The organism is Paenibacillus sp. p3-SID1389, assembly GCF_025151705.1.
GTDB classification, from domain to species: domain Bacteria; phylum Bacillota; class Bacilli; order Paenibacillales; family Paenibacillaceae; genus Fontibacillus; species Fontibacillus phoenicis.
On sequence record NZ_JALXVO010000018.1, the window covers coordinates 1 to 21,306 of the forward strand.

General features: G+C 52.5%; 16 protein-coding genes. 15 read left to right on the forward strand and 1 reads right to left on the reverse strand.

The annotated features are described in order from the left end of the window. The 9 genes from M3G15_RS09615 to M3G15_RS09655 form a co-directional block, all read left to right on the forward strand. Positions 1 to 1,877: dynamin family protein (locus M3G15_RS09615; RefSeq protein ID WP_260070744.1), on the forward strand; the 1,877-nt coding region annotated here is incomplete at its 5' end. A 253-nt stretch (positions 1,878 to 2,130) separates the two neighbouring features. Continuing rightward, positions 2,131 to 3,900 carry an ABC transporter ATP-binding protein gene (locus M3G15_RS09620; RefSeq protein ID WP_036645878.1) on the forward strand — a complete coding sequence of 590 codons (1,770 nt, stop codon included), beginning with the start codon at positions 2,131 to 2,133 and terminating at the stop codon, positions 3,898 to 3,900. A gap of 59 nt (positions 3,901 to 3,959) precedes the next feature. Further along, entirely contained in the window at positions 3,960 to 5,753 is a 1,794-nt protein-coding gene (locus M3G15_RS09625; protein WP_260070794.1) for an ABC transporter ATP-binding protein, read from the forward strand. A gap of 116 nt (positions 5,754 to 5,869) precedes the next feature. Then, a complete protein-coding gene (locus tag M3G15_RS09630; RefSeq protein WP_036645881.1) occupies positions 5,870 to 6,325 on the forward strand; it encodes a GNAT family N-acetyltransferase in 456 nt (151 codons plus the stop codon). A gap of 300 nt (positions 6,326 to 6,625) precedes the next feature. Beyond that, on the forward strand, positions 6,626 to 7,840 hold the full coding sequence (locus tag M3G15_RS09635) for a branched-chain amino acid ABC transporter substrate-binding protein (RefSeq protein WP_260070745.1): 1,215 nt from the start codon (positions 6,626 to 6,628) through the stop codon (positions 7,838 to 7,840). A gap of 37 nt (positions 7,841 to 7,877) precedes the next feature. Beyond that, positions 7,878 to 8,861 carry a branched-chain amino acid ABC transporter permease gene (locus tag M3G15_RS09640; RefSeq protein ID WP_260070746.1) on the forward strand — a complete coding sequence of 328 codons (984 nt, stop codon included), beginning with the start codon at positions 7,878 to 7,880 and terminating at the stop codon, positions 8,859 to 8,861. A 10-nt stretch (positions 8,862 to 8,871) separates the two neighbouring features. Next, positions 8,872 to 10,167: a branched-chain amino acid ABC transporter permease gene (locus M3G15_RS09645; RefSeq protein WP_260070747.1), complete on the forward strand. Its 1,296-nt coding sequence runs from the start codon at positions 8,872 to 8,874 to the stop codon at positions 10,165 to 10,167. Then, positions 10,164 to 10,973 (forward strand): ABC transporter ATP-binding protein, encoded by an 810-nt coding sequence (locus M3G15_RS09650; protein WP_260070748.1) that lies wholly within the window; start codon positions 10,164 to 10,166, stop codon positions 10,971 to 10,973. Before M3G15_RS09645 ends, M3G15_RS09650 begins: the two co-directional genes overlap by 4 nt. Beyond that, positions 10,970 to 11,674, forward strand: a complete 705-nt coding sequence (locus M3G15_RS09655; protein WP_260070749.1) for an ABC transporter ATP-binding protein — start codon at positions 10,970 to 10,972, stop codon at positions 11,672 to 11,674. Before M3G15_RS09650 ends, M3G15_RS09655 begins: the two co-directional genes overlap by 4 nt. 251 nt (positions 11,675 to 11,925) lie before the next feature. Here the strand turns inward: M3G15_RS09655 and M3G15_RS09660 are convergent, their stop codons facing one another. Continuing rightward, positions 11,926 to 12,516, reverse strand: coding sequence for a C40 family peptidase (locus M3G15_RS09660; RefSeq protein ID WP_260070750.1), 591 nt, complete (start codon positions 12,514 to 12,516; stop codon positions 11,926 to 11,928). A gap of 213 nt (positions 12,517 to 12,729) precedes the next feature. Between M3G15_RS09660 and M3G15_RS09665 the strand changes: the two genes are divergently transcribed. The 6 genes from M3G15_RS09665 to mglC all read left to right on the forward strand — a co-directional run bounded on the left by M3G15_RS09665 (position 12,730) and on the right by mglC (position 21,179). Next, positions 12,730 to 14,391, forward strand: a complete 1,662-nt coding sequence (locus M3G15_RS09665; RefSeq protein ID WP_260070751.1) for a response regulator — start codon at positions 12,730 to 12,732, stop codon at positions 14,389 to 14,391. Next, positions 14,388 to 16,178: a sensor histidine kinase gene (locus M3G15_RS09670; RefSeq protein ID WP_260070752.1), complete on the forward strand. Its 1,791-nt coding sequence runs from the start codon at positions 14,388 to 14,390 to the stop codon at positions 16,176 to 16,178. The genes M3G15_RS09665 and M3G15_RS09670 overlap by 4 nt, the downstream gene beginning before the upstream one ends. Next, a complete protein-coding gene (locus M3G15_RS09675) occupies positions 16,175 to 17,164 on the forward strand; it encodes a substrate-binding domain-containing protein (RefSeq protein ID WP_009225944.1) in 990 nt (329 codons plus the stop codon). The genes M3G15_RS09670 and M3G15_RS09675 overlap by 4 nt, the downstream gene beginning before the upstream one ends. Positions 17,165 to 17,434: 270 nt before the next feature. After that, complete coding sequence (locus tag M3G15_RS09680; protein ID WP_009225945.1) at positions 17,435 to 18,472, forward strand: galactose ABC transporter substrate-binding protein; 1,038 nt, start codon at positions 17,435 to 17,437, stop codon at positions 18,470 to 18,472. 168 nt (positions 18,473 to 18,640) lie between these two features. Beyond that, positions 18,641 to 20,146, forward strand: a complete 1,506-nt coding sequence (locus M3G15_RS09685) for a sugar ABC transporter ATP-binding protein (RefSeq protein WP_009225946.1) — start codon at positions 18,641 to 18,643, stop codon at positions 20,144 to 20,146. A 22-nt stretch (positions 20,147 to 20,168) separates the two neighbouring features. Beyond that, complete coding sequence (gene mglC / locus M3G15_RS09690) at positions 20,169 to 21,179, forward strand: galactose/methyl galactoside ABC transporter permease MglC (RefSeq protein WP_036645890.1); 1,011 nt, start codon at positions 20,169 to 20,171, stop codon at positions 21,177 to 21,179. Positions 21,180 to 21,306 lie beyond the last annotated feature (127 nt).

A 21,306-nucleotide genomic window follows, 5' to 3' on the forward strand; every position in this document is an offset into this window, starting at 1 on the left:
CCGCCGCACGCCTGGCGGCTGCGGCGGAGCGGCTGGCTCCCCACCCGGCCTTCGGCACCGGGGTGCGGGAGCTGACCCGGCGCGCCGCCGAGCTGCGCGACGGCGTCTTCACCGTGGCGCTGTTCGGAGCGTTCAGCGCCGGAAAATCGTCCTTCGCCAGCGCTTTGCTCGGCGAAGCGGTGTTGCCCGTCTCGCCGCATCCGACCACCGCGGCGATCATCCGCGTGATGGCGCCGGCAGAAGGTCAGCGCCATAACACGGCCGCCGTCAAATTCAAGAGCGCCGAGGCGATCCGCGAAGACTTGGCCTACTCCTTCCAAGCCCTCGGCTTAGGGGAATGGAAGGAGACGGCCTGGATGGAGGCGGTACGGCGCTTGAAGCCCGAAGACATTCCGGCGGCCGGCCGAGCGCACTACAGCTTCTTGCAAGCTGCAGCTGCTGGATGGGCAGAATCCGCTGATCGGCTTGGGCAGGTGGAGGTCGTGGAAGCGGAGCAGTTCCGCAGCTATGCGGCAGACGAAGCGAAAGCCTGCTTCGTAGCGGAAATCGATTTTTATTACCGCTGTCCGTTAACTGAACAAGGCATCGTGCTGGTGGATACCCCGGGGGCCGATTCGATCCATGCCCGCCATACCGGAGTCACGTTCCAATATATGAAGGATTCCGATGCGATCATCTTCGTGACGTATTACAATCACGCGTTCTCGCGTGCCGATAAACAGTTGCTGAGCCAGCTGGGACGGATGAAGGGCAGCTTCGCCCTCGACAAAATGTTCTTTGTCGTCAACGCCGCCGATCTCGCGTCTTCGGAGGAAGAGCTGACGGCTGTCGTGGAGCATGTACGGGATGGTCTTCGTACCGCCGGCATCCAGCAGCCCAACGTATATGCCGTATCCAGTATGCGGGCAATGGCTGCAAGGCGGGATAATACGGCGGATGACCCAGGCTTCTCCCTTTTCCGGCAACGCTTTTCGACTTTCCTGGAACAGGATCTCGGGAATCTGGCGGTTTCGTCCGCAGTAGAAATGATGAAGCAGATGCAAGAACGTTTGTCCAAATGGACGGAAGCCGCTGGACAAAGCGCGGAAAACGCGGAGCAACAGCTCGCCGCCTTGCGCGGACGCCGGGATCGGTTCGAGCAGGCGGTTGCCGAGTTTCTTCAGGTCGATATCGGCAGGGAATGGAGCCAGGAGAACGCCGAGCTGCTGTTCCACGTTGTGCAGCGGGTACGGCTGCAGGCGCTGGAGCTGTTCACGGAATTTTTCCATCCCTCCTTGCTGCAGGAGCATAACGGTCCGTTGAAACGGAATTTTACCGTCGCGCTGCGCGGATGGCTGGATCAAGTTTCGGGCGAGTTGGAGCGCGAGCTGCTTGCCACCACGCTGCGTTTGGAGCGCAAAGCGGAGGCGCTGCTTCGCCGGGAAGCCGAAGGCTGGTGCCGCCGGCATGAGGCGGCATTGGATATGCCGCTCAGCTATTCGAACGCGGAAACGAGCTGGGATACACCGGCGATTCCTGAAGGCTTGCTGGGCAGCGGATCGTTGGCGCCAGAGACCTATTGGCCGTATTTCAAAAATCCAAAGGCGTTTTTTGAAGGCGGCGGTCGTTTGCAGCTGCGGGCGAAGCTCGAGGAGCCGCTGCTCGCCAAGCTGAAGGCGATCGTTGGCGAAATGGAAGCCTTTTTCCGGGAACATTATGAGCACGAAATCGCGCTGCGGAAGGAGCAAACGGCTGAAACGTTCCGCGGTTTGTGGGCGGAATGGGAGCAGAGCATCCAAGGCTCCAAAGTCTCTCCGGAGGAGCTGGCGCGTTGGAAAAGCATCCTTGCTCAAATCGGGCGGGATGTGGAGGAAATGGAAGCTTTTTATGATAAATAGGCGGGTTTCACCCGTGATAGAAGCCTAATATCCGTATTTACCGGATATTAGGCTTTTCTACGCTTTGCCGCGGGAAAATCATGATGATAAACTGCAAGGGACTAAGACCATGAAAGCGCATGCTTTCAGGCGATGACAGGTTTCGCGGCGTTCAGACGACTCTCCCTGATCTTGCTGCTAAGACGTCCGGAACCGTTTGGTTATGACGGGGTATCTGAAGTATAGTTCCACAAACGGGTGTAGGAGGAGAGACATGGAGGTTCTTAGGCAACTTCGGGTTTATTACCAGGCAAAGTTGAATTACTTGGTGTTGTCGATTTTATGCTTGGCAGCTGCGACTGGGCTTGGCTTAGTCTACCCGATGCTGCTTCGCAAGCTGATCGACGATGTAATTCGGCCGGGGAATTATGGAGAAGTCGTATGGATTGCCGCGACGGCGGTTTCGGTTGTGGCTGTGAAGGCGCTTTTGCAGTTCCTGCACGGTTTTTTTGGCGGAAGGCTGGGGAACTACCTGGCGTACCGGCTACGTAACGCATGTTACGAGAAACTGCAGTTTTTATCGTTCCGCTATTATGACACGGCGAAAACTGGGGATTTAATGTCGCGGTTGACCGGGGATTTGGAAGCCATCCGCAACTTCGTGGGGTTTGGTTTTGCCCAACTGCTGAATCTGATCCTGATGGTTACGTTTGGGGCAGCGGTCATGCTGTCCATCCATTGGCAGCTTACCTTAATCACGATGATAACCATCCCTTTCCTGGCCGGTGTCGCCCTCAAATTTGAGTCAAAAATTCATCCAGCGTTCCAGGAAATGCGTTTGGCGCTGAGTTCCTTAACGACCGCGGTGCAGGAGAACGTGACGGGCGTGCGTACCGTCAAATCGTTCGCCCGGGAGCCGCACGAAGTCGAGAAGTTCTCGCTTCGGAATGAGCGCTATAAAGATAATCAGATCTTCGCGGCCACGCTGTGGAGCCGGTTCTTTCCGGTTATGGAGCTGCTGGCTTCGATCAGCGTTGCGGTGCTGCTGTCCGTTGGCGGGACTTTGGTGATCAAAGGGTCGATGTCGCTCGGTGATCTGGTCGCGTTCTTCAGTTTAATCTGGTTTATCATTGGTCCGATGTGGGGCTTAGGCTTTCATATCAATAACTATACGCAATCCAAAGCGTCCGGGGAACGGGTGCTGGAAATTCTAAATCAACCGATCGATGTGAAGGACAAAGAACAAGCGATAGAGCTTGATCCGGATCAGGTTCGCGGAGATGTCCGGTTCGATCGAGTGACGTTTGCTTACGGGAACAAAATGCCGGCGGTGGTGGACATCGATTTCCATGCTCCGCCCGGCTCCGTCATTGGTTTTCTTGGCGGCACCGGCTCCGGCAAATCAACGATTATCCAGCTGCTAATGCGTGCTTACGACGTGAATAAAGGCCGCATTCTGCTGGACGGCCAAGACATTCGGGAGCTCAGCGTGCGCAGCTTGCGCAGCCAAATTGCTACGGTGTTTCAGGAGACGTTCCTGTTCTCGTCATCTATTAAGAACAATATTGCTTACGGCATGACCAACGTAACGATGGAGGAAATCATTCGTGCCGCCCAACTAGCCAAAGCGCATGATTTTATCATGGAGCTGCCGGACGGTTACGATACCGTCGTAGGTGAACGGGGACTCGGATTGTCCGGGGGTCAGAAGCAGCGGATCGCCATCGCCCGCGCCTTGCTCAAGAATCCAAAAATCCTGATCTTGGACGATGCCACCAGCGCGGTGGATATGGAGACCGAGCAGGAGATCCAATCCGGGTTCCAGGAAGTGATGCGAGGACGGACAACGTTTATTATTGCCCATCGGATCTCTTCGCTGCGGCATGCCGATGAGATCCTCGTCTTAAACGAAGGCCGGGTAGTACAACGCGGGAAACATGAGGAATTGATTGAAATCCCGGGTCCGTACCAAGATGTGTACCGTATCCAATATGCAGACCATTTGGCTGGAGCCCTTGGGCATGAAGGGGAGGGAGATGCGTGAATACCTATACCGCGACCAGGTCGAAACCCAAGTCCGGCAAGGATACCGGCCTTGGCAAAATCGAAGAGCGGTTTGTGTACCAGGACGATGAGCTGATTGACAAAGCCTTTGACTGGCAGCAATTCCGCCGGCTCTTTGCTTATATGAAGCCGTATGCCAAGCAGATGCTGCCTTTGATCATCCTGATGACGGTGCTTGGTACTGTGACGAAGCTGGCCGTACCTTACTTGACGAGTCTGGCCATCGACCGCGCGATCGCACCGGCGAACGGTCAGACCAACTTATCGCTGCTGTACGGCATCACCGCCTCCGTCCTTGTCCTGTACCTCATCCAATGGGCTTCCGGCGTCTACCGGATCAAGTTCACGAATATCATCGGGCAGAGGGTCATCTATGATTTGCGCGCCGATTTGTTTAAGCATATTCAGAAGCTCTCGTTTAACTTTTTTGACAAACGTCCGGCCGGCTCGGTGCTGGTACGGGTCACCAATGACGTCAATTCCCTGCAGGATCTGTTCACCAACGGGGTCGTCAACCTGATGATCGATTGCGTGCAGCTGGCCGGGATCGTCGTGATTTTGCTGTTGATCAACTGGAAGCTCGGGCTGGCGGTGATGGTCACCGTCCCGATCATGTTCCTGATCTCCACCAAACTGCGGCAAAAAATCCGGATGGCCTGGCAGGAAGTCCGCATGAAGAACTCGCGGATTAACTCCCATTTGAACGAGTCGATTCAGGGGATTCGCGTAACTCAGGCTTACACACAAGAGCGGGAGAATATGCGGTACTTCGATTCGATGAACCTGAGCAACAAGAAATCGTGGGATAAAGCGTCAGCGATGAACCAGGCGTTTGGCCCCTTAATCGAAATCACCGGGGGGATCGGCACGTTTGTCTTGTTTGTACTAGGCGTCTACCTGATTCAGTCCGGTGAACTGACGATTGGTCTGTTGGTGGCGTTCAGCAACTATGTGGGTAATTTCTGGGACCCGATCAACCGCCTGGGACAAATGTACAACCAACTCCTGGTGGCGATGGCCTCCTCTGAACGGATCTTCGAATTTATCGATGAGGAGCCGAATATCGCCGATAAGCCGGGAGCCAAGCCGCTGCCGGTGATTACGGGCGAGATCCGCTTTAACCACGTCGTCTTTGAATATGAACAAGGACGCCCTGCCTTAAAAGGCATTGACCTGGAGGTACAACCCGGCCAGTCGATCGCCCTCGTTGGCCACACCGGCTCAGGGAAAAGCACGATCATCAACCTGCTCAGCCGGTTTTACGATCCTAGCGGCGGATCGGTTGTCATCGATGGTCATGACATCCGCGACGTGACGGTCCAAAGCCTCCGCAGTCAAATTGGCGTAGTGCTCCAGGATACGTTTATTTTCTCGGGAACGATTCGGGAGAATATTCGTTTTGGCCGATTGGAGGCCACCGACGAGGAAGTGGAAGCAGCGGCTAAGGCAGTGAATGCCCACGATTTTATCGTGAAACTGCCAAACGGTTACGATACCGAGGTGGAGGAACGAGGCAATGTGCTGTCCATGGGTCAACGCCAACTGCTATCTTTTGCCCGGGCGTTGCTGGCTAATCCGCGGATTCTGATCCTTGACGAGGCAACGGCCAGCATCGATACGGAAACGGAGCTCAAGATCCAGGAAGCGCTGAAGGTGCTGCTCAAAGGGAGAACGTCGTTTATCGTAGCTCACCGGCTCTCCACCATCCGAAGTGCTGACAAAATCGTCGTGCTGGATCATGGTGAGATTAGAGAATCGGGCACTCACCGGGAATTGATGGAACGAAAGGGAATCTATTACGGCTTGGTCCAAGCACAATTTCGGTATTTGTAACTTTTTATCGAAAAATATTTAGATATTTAATTAGAACTATTGCAATCTTGCCCGTAAAGCCGGAAAATAGAATAGGATACTAAAACGGCAAATTTATTAAAGGTGGTTTGGTCCAATTGAGTAGTGAGGCGTTAGCTCCGGCTTTGGTCATTCGCAAGGCTTGTTGCGACGATGTTCAACACATGCTTCCTTTAATGCGTCAACTGCGTTATCCGATGACGGCCAGTGTATTAAAGGAACGTTTAGAGATGTTGGAAGGCCAGCTGTTGCTAGGCAACCTGGTTGCGGAACTAGACGGCGTGATCGTTGGGACAGCTTTTCTTAAGCAGCTTCAGACGCATGACATGAGTAGACCGGTAACCCGGATTACGGCATTGGTCGTTGACGAGAAACACCGCGGCACAGGGATCGGAAGACGGTTGATCGAAGCGGCGGAGATGTGGGCCCGTGAACGGGGCAGCACAGATCTGGTATTATCTACAGCCCGCGAGAACCATCTGTCCGCTAAAGCGTTCTATGAACATTGCGGCTTCAGATGCACCGGCTACCGAATGAATAAGCCGTTGAACTAAGCTGAGAAATTAAATCAAACTGCGTTGTACGCGATATAGCTCCGCCCTTTTGAAGGGCGGGGCTTTTTTGTGTTTTGCAGGGAAGGCGGGAGACATCTGTGTAAATTTATTTTACTTTCTTGGCTGGAGAACAAGTTGGAAACTGTAGTTTTACGTAGTCGAGGGAGTAAGGTGATTTCAGATGTCACTAATACTAACATAAGTAACGGAATAATAAGTGATTTATGTTAGATAAAGTGACTTATACATGACGTAAACGGGGCGAAGCCCTAGAACAAGATTGATCTGAGGAGGATGTGTATGAAGGGGAAAAAAAGAATTGCCTGGCTGGTTAGCGCTTGTTTAATGATCGGGTTGCTCTCGGCGTGTAATTCGTCCGGCAACGCGGCAAAACCGGCAGCTGGAAATACCAGCGCTGCTGGAGGGGGACTTACGGTCATTAAGATCGCCTCGCAATCCCCGTTATCCGGGGGCTCGGCCATTCAAGGGGAATCGATTAAGCTTGGGGGGCAGATGGCGCTGGAGGAGCGTCAGGCTGAGTTTAAGGACCTGGGATTTGATCTGCAGTTCGTTCCTTACGATGACCAAGGCGATTCGAAGAAAGGCGTCGCCAACGCCGAATTGATCGGCGCGGATCAAGCGGTATTGGCGGTGCTTGGGCATTTGAACTCCGGGGTATCGATTCCGAGCTCGGTCGTCTATGAGAAATATAGTATTCCGATGGTGTCCCCGGCCAGTACGGCAACGGACTTTACCGACCGGAAGCTGAAGATCGCCAACCGCATTGTCGCTCGCGACGACTTCCAGGGACCAGCGGGTGCCGAATATGCCGTGAAGACGGTGGGTGCGAAAAATATTTTTGTGATCCAAGATAAAACGGCTTATGGCCAAGGATTGGCCGATGCCTTCCGCAGCTCGGCTGAAGAGCTGGGGGCGACGATCGCCGGATACGAAGGGATCACGGTGGGTGAGAAGGACTTTAACGGCGTGCTGAACCAGGTGCTCAGCAAGAAGCCGGACTTCATCTTCTTCGGCGGGATGTATGCCGAGGCCGGATTGATTGTTAAACAGGCCCGGGAGAAGGGGATTACGGTGCCGATCATGGGCGGGGATGCGCTCGATTCCTCGGGGATGGTGGACATCGCCGGTGACAAGCTGACGGAAGTCGCGTACAGCTCCGTGTCTACAGACGTTACGAAATCCAACAAGGACTGGGCAGACAAATATCAAGCGAAGTTTGGCAAATCCGTGGAGAACTACTCCGCTTATGCCTATGATTCGATGAATATCATTTTGAATGCTGTGAAAAAAGCGATCGAAGACAACGGCGGCAAACTGCCAACCCGTGAACAGGTCCGTGATGCGGTCCGGGCGACAACCGATTTCGAAGGCATCGCCACGAAAGTCAGCTTTGACGACAAAGGCGATAACGAATATGCCAAGGTCTTCATTTATAAATTCGATTCACCAACTTATCCTGGCACGATGGTATCCGAAATCGAACAGCCGAAGTAATCGACGAACGGCAATAACGCAGAAGGGGTAAGGACAAATGGATATGATCCTGCAAACACTCCCCCAGGTTTTGGTGGACGGATTAACGTTAGGTGCAGTCTACGCGGTGGTGGCCATCGGCTATACGATGGTCTACGGCATACTCGAATTTATTAATTTCGCGCATGGGGAAATCTTTATGACCGGCGCGTTTGTGGGCACCGCAGTCTTGCTGACGATGAACTCGGCCGGTTGGCTCAGCGGGCTGCCCGCCGCACTTGCTTATTTTCTGATCCTGGCGATGGCGATGCTGTCAACCGGGTTGCTGGGGATCGGTATCGAGCGGGTGGCTTATCGCCCGCTCCGCCGGGCTCCCAAGCTCATCTCATTGATTTCAGCGATCGGGGTATCCTTTCTGCTGCAGGACATCGTCCGATTTATCGCGGATCTCCGTACCGGAAATTTTATCGTTACCGGCATTTCACTTTACGGGGGAAATCTGAAGCTAGGCGCATCCTCCTTATGGAGCGGGTTTGACGACGCCTTTCTAAAGTCGAATACGATCATTGTTGTGGCGGTGGCCGTCGTTCTGATGGCGGGGCTTGATTTTTTCGTAAACCGTACCAAGTGGGGAACCGCCATGCGGGCGGTAGCCCAGGACCGGGAGACGGCGTCGCTGATGTCCATTAATGTCAATAAGGTGATTGCGCTGACTTTCTTTATCGGATCGGCGCTTGGCGGCGGGACCGGCGTTCTGTTCGCCCAGCAGTATGGCACCATCGATCCATATATCGGGTTTATCCTGGGGATGAAGGCCTTCACCGCAGCGGTACTTGGCGGCATTGGCAATATCCGGGGTGCCATGTTTGGCGGATTGTTCATTGGCGTACTGGAAATGTTCTCGTCCGCGAACCTGTCCGTCATCACAGGCGGCGCGCTGGGCGGGGAGTATAAAGACGTCGTCGCGTTTCTGATCCTGATCGCGGTGCTCATTTTCAAGCCGGAAGGGTTATTCGGCAAAGCCGTGAAAGAGAAAGTGTAGGTGATCTGCCATGAATCAACTGAAGCTCTGGCTGGGCCAAAGCCAACTTGCCCAAGCTTTGTTATTTACAATGTTTGTCATTGTTACGGCGGCAAGCGTATATTTTTCGAATAAATCGGTAATCGCCTTTCTCCTCTTACTTGGCTCCTTGCTGCTGCTGTATTTGACGACCTTCCGAACCTCGATCAAATGGGCGGTTGGCGCGGCGCTGCTGCTGGTGGTCATTCCGTTTGCTACTTCCGGCGGCCCGGCCCATCAGTCGTATATGGAGGTGGCTACGCAGTGCGGCATTTACATCGCGATGGCGTTAGGGCTGAACATCGTCGTCGGATTCGCCGGACTGCTCGACCTTGGCTTTGTTGCGTTCTTCGCGGTTGGAGCTTATACGTACGCCATTTTTGCCACGCCGCAGGCCAACGAGTTTATCTCCGGCCAGCTGTTTCCGCTGCCTGGAGGCGCGTTCTGGATCTTCATCGTGCTTGGCGGCTTTATGGCTGCGTTGTTTGGGCTGCTGCTTGGTTTGCCGGTACTGCGGGTCAAGGGCGACTATCTGGCGATCGTTACGCTGGGGTTCGGGGAAATTATCCGGATTATTTTTAACAACTTGGATAAACCGGTGAATATTACGAACGGGGCGATGGGGTTGGCCTCGATTCAGCCGCCGAGCTTGTTTGGTCTAGCCTTTACGTTTCCGAACCAGTTTTACTTTATCGTCCTTTTTATATTGGCGATCGTCATTTTCGGCGTGAAACGGTTGGAGCATTCCCGGCTGGGACGGGCTTGGAAGGCGATTCGGGAGAACGAGATCGCCGCACAATCGATGGGCATTCCGCTCATCCGCACCAAACTGACTGCTTTTGCGATTGGCGCTTCCTTTTCCGGCATGATGGGAGTGGTGTTTGCGGCGAAGCAAACGTTTATCGATCCGACGAGCTTTACGCTGCTTGAATCGATTACGATTCTGGTGATGGTGCTGCTGGGCGGCATGGGCAGCGTGCCTGGCGTCATACTCGGCGCGGCATTGGTTACAATTCTGAATTTACAGGTGCTGACGGAGCTCACCAACTGGTTAAACCAGTTGACACTGCAGGGAGTCATCCAACTTCCCAGCTCGATTTCGCCTTCCAAGATGCAACGCCTGATCTTTGGTGTGATCCTGTTGCTCGTTGCCATCTTCAGGCCGAACGGCTTGATCGCCGCCAAGAACAAGAAAGTAGATGCCGCGAAGCTTAAGGCTCATCGTTCCGGCAATTCGTTAGCCACATTACCGCCCGCCAATCAACAAAGCGGAGGTGTAAGCCAATGACGACGATTCTGAAGGTAAGCAAGCTGGTGAAGCGCTTTGGTGGACTGACGGCGGTTGGAGGCGTTGACTTCGCGTTTCCTCGCGGCAAAATATCCGCTGTTATCGGTCCAAACGGCGCCGGGAAAACGACTTTTTTTAACATGATCACAGGCATTTATACCCCGGACGAGGGCACGATCGAGTTGGACGGTGCATCGATCGTTGGCGTTAAGCCCCATCAAATCGTCAGTTTAGGTATCGCCCGGACGTTTCAAAATATCCGGTTGTTTGGCAGTATGACCGTGCTGGAAAACGTGATGGTGGGGATGCATACCCATCTGAAGACAGGCATTTTCGGGACACTGCTCTCACTGCCCCGAGCCAGACACGAGGAGGAACAGGTGCATCAAGAGGCGTACCGCTTGCTGGAGTTCGTCGGGCTGCAAGAGCTTTTGAACGAACAGGCGGCGAGTCTGCCATACGGTGCACAGCGGCGGCTTGAAATTGCCCGGGCGTTAGCGGCGAGGCCGAAGGTGCTGCTCCTGGACGAACCGGCTGCCGGGATGAATCCGCGCGAGACAACAGAGCTGATCAGCTTGATCCGACGCATCCAGGAGGAAACGGGGATGACGATTATTCTGATCGAGCATGACATGAAGCTGGTGATGGAGTTGTCCGAGCATATCCTGGTGCTTGATTACGGAACGAAAATTGCGGAAGGTGGGCCGGATCATATTCGCTCCCACCCTAAAGTGATTGAAGCTTATTTGGGCAAAAGCGCGGTTCAAGGCAGCGGCGAAACCGTCCGATTCGAGGTGATATCATGAGCTTGCTGGAGCTGAAAGAGGTTCACGCCTATTATGGAGCGATCGAAGCTTTAAAAGGCATATCCTTAACCGTAGAGGAAGGGGAGATCGTTTCGTTGATCGGCTCCAACGGAGCCGGTAAGTCCACGACGCTCAAGGCGATTTGCGGCCAGGTGAACACGACCGGCACCATCCGCTTTAACGGTACGGAGATGTCCAACTTACCCCCGCATCAAGCGGCGTTGGCGGGGATCGCACATGTGCCGGAAGGACGGCGGATCTTCCCGCGGTTGACGGTGAAGGAGAATCTGGAGATGGGCGCTTTTTCCGTGAGGGACAAGAAGGTGATCAAGCAGCGGATGGAGCGGGTGTTCGACCATTTCCCGCGCCTTAGGGAACGGATGGCGCAAACGGGCGGGACGATGAGCGGCGGGGAGCAGCAAATGCTGGCCATCGGCCGGGCCATGATGATGCAGCCAAAAATTCTGTTGTTGGACGAACCGTCGATGGGGCTTGCTCCGATTATCGTCGAGCAAATTTTCGAGATGATCCAGCAGTTAAACCGCGAGGGGATGACGGTGCTGCTCGTCGAGCAAAACGCTTTTCAAGCGCTGCAAATCGCGCACCGCGGCTATGTGATGCAAACCGGAGAAATCCTGATGGAGGACGAAGCCGATTTGTTGCTCTCCAATGAGCAGGTGAAGGAAGCTTATTTGGCTTAGCCCTGCTGCAGGTCGATCCCTATCGTTGTCCGGACACTTTTTGCACGATTATCCCATTGGATCAGGAGAATGTAAAACTGATTAGATAGAATAAGAGAGCGAAGAAACAGAGAGTACAGTCCCTCCTTATCAAAAGGGATAATCCTGCAAAGGAGCACGGAGAGTAAGTACCTTATGGCTAACGAAAAAATCCTTCCGAATTCAGATTAAACCACGTAGCCTAAACTACGTGGTTTTTGTTTTGCCGAATATTAATTTGCCGCATAATACCGGCTTTGCTCGTATGCTGCTGCCGTGCGGCGCGAATAGCAGTACCGCTCGCGGTACGTATCGAGGCGCCCGCGGAACTCGAGCTGGAGGTGCGGACAGCCGCAAAGATCGGACGGCGTTGTTAATCCCGCGGATTTCTCCAGAAGGTTGACGCCGGCTTCTTGGAATACCCGGCTGACGAACTGAGAACAGAAGAAAGAATTTTTTCCGTCAAGCTCCATATTTAAGATGATCCCTAAGAGTCCCAAGAAATTATAGGTGTAAAGCTCGTCGTTATCCTCGAAGGTTTTCACAAAATTTCGCATGCGCATGTAATTCTCCGCGCTAACCTTGCAGCTGTATACAGCGCAGGTTGCTTTCTCGAATACTCCGGAATGAATGTCCTCTCTGACGAAGCCGCCAAAGATAGGGATGAAAGGGTGTTTGCGCCCGAAGCTGTAAACCTCACGCAGTTCGGGATCAAATGCGATCGAGGCATGATTGTAAGGCGCTCTTGTATATAGGCCGATCATTTTGGCCACAAGTGTTGTCGGATTGCTTAGCAGGACATAAATTTTCTTCTCATTGTTCATCATTTCGACCACCATTTACTGTTGATGATAGTTCCATTGAATATTAACATGGTACTTGGATTATGGGAATCCCAAAACGGACCGAAGGCGGAAAACAAACTAGACTAAGGTCTTGGTTCCTTCTAGCCGCTCCGTGTGATCCGTAATTTACTTTTGCGGACCGATACGTTAAAATCGGGGGGAAATCAGGGCATGGAAGAGGATGGTCCATCGATGTATAAATTGATCTTAGCCGATGATGAAGAAGATGTGCGGGAAGGCCTATTAGGCCTAATCGATTGGGAAGGTCTCGGTTACGTCGTCCTAGAGACGGCGGAGAACGGCAAGGAAGCGGTTGAGCTCGTGGAGAAGCATGCGCCGGACGTTGTGGTGACGGATATTCAAATGCCGTTTATGAACGGATTGCAGCTCTCCGAGTGGATCCGTGAACGGTATCCGGCAACGAAGATCATCATATTAACCGGATACGAGGAATTTGAATATGCACAGAAGGCCATCCGACTGGGAATCGATGAATATGTTTTGAAACCGTTTTCGGCAGGAGAATTGGCCGAAATTTTACGTAAGGTGAAGCTGCAGCTCGACGAGGAAGTGGCTGCGAAGGAAAATGTGCAGCTGCTGACCGAGCACTACCGTAAAAATCTGCCGATCCTGCAAAGTCTATTTTTGTCTTCACTCGTATCCCGGCGGCTGCAAGAAGCGGAAATTCGTGAGAAATGTGAGCATTATGATCTAGACCTCAGCGGGGATCGATACATGGTTTCTGCGATCCGCATCGATTCCGCGCCAGCTTGGCGGGGATCAGACGGAAGCCACGAACCCGGTAACGGTACAGCGTTGTCTCTGAAAGATACGAATGACACCCAACTGCAGCTTTTTGCTGTCTTTAACATTGCGGAGGAAATCGTCCGGCTCCATCCGAAAGGCAGGGCATTCATCCATCATGACGAGGTGGTGGTGCTCAGCGTAGGGGAACCCGGTGCGGACAAACCGCTTGCGGATCAAACGCTGCAATTATTGGAAGAAATCCGTTTTAGCGTGGAGCGCTTCCTCAAGCTGACGGTGACGATTGGCGCCGGTTCTGAGGTGGGGCAATTAAGCGAGCTTGCCGGCTCCTATGAAGAGGCGGTGAAGGCACTCGATTACCGCGTCATTCTCGGGGGAAACAAAGTGATTTGGATTGAGGACGTGGAATCGCGGCAAACGGACCCGTTGTCGTTGGATGAGATGAAGGAGAAAGAGCTGGTCCGTTGCTTGAAGGTTGGCAGTGACCAGGAGCTGGTTAATCTTCTGGAGGAACTGTTCAAGGCATTAACGGACAGCAAAGCATCGTATCAAGACTTCCAAGTGTATTTGCTGGAGTTGTTGACCGCAGTGATCAAGGTCGCCAAGGACATCCGTGTTGACCTCGACAAATTGTTTGGAGATGGGGCTGGATTTCTCGGACAGTTCGTCAAATTTTCGCATGCCGATGAAGCAAAAGCCTGGTTCCTGGATATATGCATGAAGCTGAAGCAATCCATCGCCACGGACAGGCAGTCCAGCTACAACAAGCTGGTGGACGAGGCGAAGGAATATATTTTGGCGCATTACGGTGACCATGATATTTCCATCGCTAAGGTATGTCAGCATCTCCATATCAGTACCGGGTATTTCAGTAACATTTTCAAGAAAGAAACGAAGACGACCTTTGTCAATTACCTGATGGGCGTACGGATGGATGCCGCGCAGGACCTGCTGGCAACGACGGATCTGAAGGCTTTTGAGATCGCCGAGCGCGTGGGGTTTGCCGATCCGAACTATTTCAGCTTCTGCTTCCGCAAAAAATTCGGCATCTCCCCGAAAGAATATCGTATCGGAGCGAGAAGCTCATGAAGTTGTGGCGTTCGTTCACGCGTCTGTTTCAAGGGTTTCATGTTCGTAATATTCAGGTGCTTATTTCTCTATCTTCGATTACCGTTACCGTATTGGCGGTTGTATTAGTCACGACGTTGCTATACAACCGCTTCTCTAAGGTTGCGGAAGAGAACGTTTACTTAAGCCTGGAGCAAATTATTGAACAGGTTCATTCCAACCTGGAGCTGTATGTCAGCGGGATGCAGGATATTTTTGACCTCGTGGAGCAAAAAATCTTCGTTTCCCCCAACTTGCCCACCAACGATCAGCTTGGAGAACAGTTGCAGACCGTACTCAGTACTCGCGAAGATCTGGTCTCCATGGCGCTGTTTACCGAGGATGGGAAGCTGGTGCGCAACGTGCCGACGCTTCCGATGCGGCAAAACACACGGCTGCAGGAGCAATTATGGTTCGAATCTGCGGTTCAGAATCCCGGGAAGCTGCAATTTACTCCGCCGCATATTCAGAACCTGTTCAAATGGCAGTACCGCTGGGTCGTATCCATGAGCAAAACCGTGGACTACCGGGATCAAGGCCAGATGAAGCAAGGCGTATTGGTGATTGATATCAACTTCCGTACCATCGACGAACTTAGCGGGCGGATCAGCTTAGGCAAAAAAGGGTACGTGTACATCATAGACGCCGTGGGAAATATCGTATACCATCCGCAGCAACAGCTCATTTATGCCGGGTTGAAATATGAAAATCTGGAGCCGGTGCTGAATTATTCGTATGGCCGTTATTACGATGAGTTGGAAGGGGAGCCGCGGATCATTACAATTCAGACCGTAAAGCCGGCTGGCTGGAAAATCGTTGGGGTGGCTTATGCGGATGAATTTTTGACGACGAAACGGGAAGTTGGCGACTTTTTGTCCTGGTTTTTACCTCTGGCCATCGCCATCATTCTGTTCATCAGCATTTATGTTTCGGCCCGGATCTCGCAGCCGATTCGCAAGCTTGAACGCTCGGTTCAAATGGTGGAACGCGGAGACTTCGGAACAAATGTCTATGTTAGTGGCGCTTATGAGGTGGAGCAGCTGTCCAAACGGTTTAACTTGATGCTGCGCCGGATCCGCGAGCTGATGGATCAGATCATCCAGGAGCAGGAAGCCAAACGCAAGAGTGAGCTGGATGTGCTGCAGTCGCAAATCAACCCACATTTTCTCTATAACACGTTAAATTCGGTCACCCGGCTGGCCGAGCTGGGACGGAACGAGGAGGTCGTGACGACGATTACGTCCTTGTCGCGGTTTTTCCGGATCAGCTTGAGCCAGGGGAAACATATCATCAGCGTGCAGGACGAGTTGGAGCATGTGCGGCATTATTTGATCATTCAAACGATCCGGTTCAAGAACAAGTTCCGGTATGAGATACGGGCGGATGAAGCTGCGTTGAAATGCTCGACCTTAAAGCTGATCTTGCAGCCGCTTGTCGAAAATGCCATCCATCACGGGATCGAAAAATCGGCCGAGCAAGGATTCATTGACATCGAGGCCCGTTTGGAAGGAGAAAACCTGATCTTCCGGATCCGTGACAACGGCATCGGCATGTCTCCCGATACGGTGGAGAAGCTGTTCAGTGGAAACATCCGCAGCGAAAGCGGCTCAGGGGTGGGGGTACGAAACGTGCAGGAACGCATCACGCTCTATTACGGCCCTGGTTACGGGCTTCATTTCGAAAGTGAACCGGAGGAAGGCACGACGGTCACGATTACGATCCCGGCTGTACAGCCGGAAAGTCTGGAACAAGGCGGGATGCAGTCATGAAGCGGTTGCCGAAGTGCATCTATCGAGCTGGCATTCTGTTGATGGCAGGAGCGCTGATCACTTTGCTGTCCTCCTGCGGAGGTCCCGGGAGCGGGGCGGATCATCAGCAAATTTACGACGTGGACATGATCGTCAAGATGGATCGCGGCGATTATTGGAAAACGACCAAGCTGGGGGCGGAGGTCGCGGCCAAGGAGTTTAATGTCCGGTTGAATTTTGTCGCCCCGGAGAACGAAAACGATGTCGAAGGCCAAATTCGCCTGATGGAAGAGGCGATTGAGCGGCGTCCGGACGCCATCATCCTGGCGGCTTCCGACTATGAAGCGCTGGGGCAGGTGACGGACCGGACATCCTATTACGACATCCCGGTCATTTCAATGGATTCGGAGGTCGCTTCCACCAAGGTAAAGACGTTCGTGGGGACAAACAATTACGAGGCCGGCCAGAAAGCGGCCGAACGCTTGGTCGATCTCACCGGGCCTGTGAGCGAAATCGGGATTATTAATTTTGTGAAAGGCGCCCGTAACGCCAACCAGCGTGAGGAAGGCTTCCTTGATTACGTCGCACGCTTTCCCGATGTCCATGTCGTCGATATTCAGTATTGCGGGTCGGACGAGTATCTCGCCTACAAGCTGACGGCGGATATGCTGAAGCGGTTCCCGAATCTGAACGGCATCGTTTCACTAAGCGCCGAATCTTCGATTGGCGCAGGCCGGGCCGTCGACGAGCTTGGATACGGCGGCAAGGTGAAGATGATCGCCTTCGATAATCCGCCGGAGATGCTTGAACTCCTGCAGGAGGAAAAGGTGCAGGCGATGGTCGTACAGAACCCGTTCAACAACGGGTACATGGCGGTTGCTGCCGCTGTCCAGGCGGCCCGCGGCGAGAAGCTTGAGGATCGAATCCCAACGGATACGAAGCTGATCGACCTGAATAATATGCTGTGGCCTGAAAACCAGAAGCTTCTGTTTCCGTTCGTGAAATGAGTGAAGTGGACGGTTGGCGTAGCCAAGTTGTTCTAGAGTTGAAGCTGGGACGAGCAAACAGCAAGTGGTTACCGGGAATCCGGGGCGCTTGCTGTTTGATGTTTTTTTGCGACTATCGATATAAGGATTTAGATATTTAATTCGACATCATCAGAATTTTGATAGAAAAATCTTAGAATTTTGGATTCGCAAGGTGCCCGAAACCATGCATAATGAAAACGTATCCAAGAGGATATCACTTAGAAATACACTTTCAGGAGGTCAAAAAATATGAAGAAGCTTACAACGGTCATGCTGGCTGCAGCCATGCTGGGAGCGACGATGGTCGGATGCTCCAACAGCAGCGATAAAGAGAGCAGCGGAGGAAATGGGGGTTCTACTCCAAACGTAGGTGTGGCGATTTACAAATTTGACGATACGTTTATGACAGGCGTTCGTAACTCGATCGAGAAAAATGCTGACGGGATCGCGAAAGTGGACATCGTTGACAGCCAAAACTCCCAGCCTACGCAAAACGATAAAATCGACTTGTTCTTGACGAAGAAGACGAATGCGCTGATTGTTAACCCGGTTGACCGGACGGCAGCAGGCGTCATTATCGACAAAGCTAAAGCGAAGGACACACCGGTTGTATTCTTGAACCGCGAACCGTTGCCGGAAGATATGAAGAAATGGGATAAAGTTTACTACGTTGGTGCGAGAGCTGAAGAATCCGGTACACTGTCCGGTCAAATCATCGTGGACTACTGGAAAGCTCATCCGGAAGCAGATAAGAATGGTGACGGCGTGCTGCAATACGTTATGCTGAAGGGCGAACCTGGACACCAAGATGCTGAGCTGCGTACGCAATATTCGGTCCAAGCGATTGAAGATGCCGGCATTAAGGTCGAAAAAGTTGCTGAAGACACAGCCATGTGGGACCGCGTAAAAGGCCAAGAGAAAATGGCAGCCTTCCTGGCCGCAAATGGCGATAAAATTGAAGCCGTACTTGCGAACAACGATGACATGGCACTCGGCGCGATCGAAGCTCTGAAAGCTGCTGGTTACTTCACGGGTGACAAATACATGCCGGTTGTAGGCGTTGACGCAACGGCACCAGCCCTGCAAGCGCTTGAACAAGGTACATTGCTGGGTACGGTTCTGAACGATGCGGAGAACCAAGGGAAAGCAGCGGTTATCCTGGCTTCCTTGCTGGCCAAAGGCGAAGCGATCAGCAAAGACAACGTAGGTTTTGATATCACCGACAATCAATATGTGTGGATTCCATACCAAAAAGTAACGAAGGAAAACGCTGCTGAATTCAAATAAGAGTACGGCGAGCAGGTCAATCAGCAGGACTTCTCATATTCGCTAGAACAACATGGGAGGTTCGATGCCGAAAGGTACGGACCTCCTGTTTTTTCACAGGGGATAGGAACACAGGAGGAAACGATGCTGTGCCTCTAAAGCGGAAGAAATGATCAGGGGGCGAAAACCATGTCTGAATATATGCTCGAAATGAAGGGCATTACCAAGGAATTTCCCGGCGTTAAAGCGCTGGATGGCGTAACACTGCAGGTTCGACCGGGTACCGTTCATGCGCTGATGGGCGAGAATGGGGCCGGCAAATCCACGCTGATGAAATGTCTGTTCGGGATTTATAAGCCGGACAGCGGTGAAATTTATTTGAATGGTCAAAAAGCGGAAATCAACAATTCCAGCGATGCGCTGAAGCTTGGGGTCTCGATGATTCACCAAGAGCTGCATCCGGTACCTTTCCGCAATGTGATGGAAAATATCTGGCTCGGACGTTTCCCGATGAAAGGATGGGGACCCTTCCAATTCGTCGACCATAAGAAGATGTATCAGGATACGGAAGAGCTGTTTAAACAATTAGATATTGATTTGGATCCGGATACGATTGTCGGCAAGCTGTCCGTTTCCAAAATCCAGTCGATCGAGATCGCGAAGGCGGTATCGTTTAACTCGCGGATTATCGTGATGGACGAACCTACCTCTTCCTTGACAAGCGTAGAGGTTGAGCATCTATTCCGGATCATCAACGACTTGAAGAAGCGCGGGGTGTCGATCATCTATATCTCGCACAAGATGGAGGAGATTTTGCGGATCTCCGACGATGTAACGATCATGCGTGACGGCAAGAAGATTGGGACGTGGCCAGCGTCGGAGATGACGACCGACCTCATTATTTCCAAGATGGTTGGGCGCGATCTCACGCAGCGATTCCCGGATCGCCACAACAAGCCAAACGGCGTCATTATGAAGGTAGAGCATCTGACGTCCGTCGATCCAAAATCTTTTAAAGATGTATCGTTCGAATTGCGCAAAGGGGAGATCCTTGGCGTAGGCGGTCTGGTTGGGGCGCAGCGCACCGAGTTAATCGAAGCGTTGTTTGGCCTTCGTGAAATTCAGTCCGGCACCATCTCGATTCACGGCAAAGAGGTGAAGATCCGCAGCGCCAGTGAAGCCAAAAAATACGGATTGGCGCTATTGACGGAGGAACGCCGGACAACCGGTATTTTCCCGGTATTGTCTGTTCATGAAAATGCGGCCATTGCCAACATTGACCGTTATGTGACGCCTTTTGGCCTGCTGAATGAGCGGAAGAAAAAGGCTGAAGCCAATCAAATGGTTGAGAAGCTGCGGACGAAAACACCGTCGCCTAAAACGCTGATCATGAACCTTTCGGGCGGGAATCAGCAAAAGGTGTTGCTGGCCCGTTGGTTGCTCACTAACCCGGAAATTTTACTGCTGGACGAACCGACGCGCGGGATCGACGTCGGGGCAAAATACGAAATTTATTCCATTATTGCGGATTTGGCACAGCAAGGCAAGAGCATCATCATGATTTCATCCGAGATGCCTGAACTGCTTGGGATGTCCGACCGTGTCATGGTAATGTCCGAAGGCCGTCTGACGGGAATATTGGATGGAGATAAGGCTACGGAAGAAGAAATTATGCGTCTGGCAGCCCAGCACTAAGGATTTGAAGGAGGAGAAAATCATGAATACAAAGAAAATTCAGAGCTTTGTGACCGAAAATGCCATTTATATCGTTTTGGCCGTGCTGCTTATCGGCATCGCCGCTTATGATCCAAGCTTTATCGGACTAAATACGTTTCGCGATATTTTGATCCAATCGTCCACCCGGGTTATCATCGCCCTTGGGGTTGCGTTTATCCTCATTACCGGCGGTACCGACTTGTCCGCGGGCCGGATGGTCGGATTGACGGCTGTCGTCTCTGCCTCCATGCTGCAAGAGGTCGATTATGCCCGTCGCTTTTTCCCGAACCTGCCGGAGCTTCCGTTGTTTGTACCGATTTTGATCGCAATTGTTGTAGGTCTGATCTTTGGTCTGATCAACGGGATTATCGTATCCAAGTTTAAGGTTCCGCCGTTTATCGCTACACTGGGCACCATGGTTGCCATCTACGGGATCAACTCCCTATATTTCGATACGGAGCCGAACCAATCCCAGCCGATCGGCGGATTGCGCGACGACTTTACAACGTTAGGTTCAGGTTCATTGTTCAGTAACTGGAGCTTCTCGATTCCATATATCGTCATTATTGCGATTGTCGTTTGTGCGATCGTTTGGGTCATGTTCAATAAAACCCGGCTTGGCAAAAATATGTACGCCATCGGCGGCAACCAGCAAGCTGCGAAAGTATCGGGGATTAACGTCTCCAAAAACTTGATTATGATCTACTCGATCGCCGGGGCGCTTTACGGCTTGGCTGGTGTGCTGGAAGCAGCCAGAACCGGCGGTGCTACGAACAACTACGGGAACATGTACGAGCTTGATGCGATCGCAGCCTGCGTCGTGGGGGGCGTATCCACCACCGGCGGGATTGGTACGGTTCCAGGCATTATGGCTGGCGTGCTGATCTTTACGGTCATCAACTATGGCTTGACGTTCGTAGGCGTAGGTCCTTACTGGCAACAAATCATCAAAGGTGCAATCATCGTTGCTGCGGTAGCGTTCGATATGCGGAAATACGCAAGCAAGAAATAAGGTCTTTTAGGGTTAAGTGAAGGGCGGCTTTTGTGCCGTCCTTTTTTCCATTTTTTACGCAAGCGGAAGCCGTCGAAATATGTTAAAATGTGACAAGAATCATAAGACAAGAATCGGCGATAGGAAA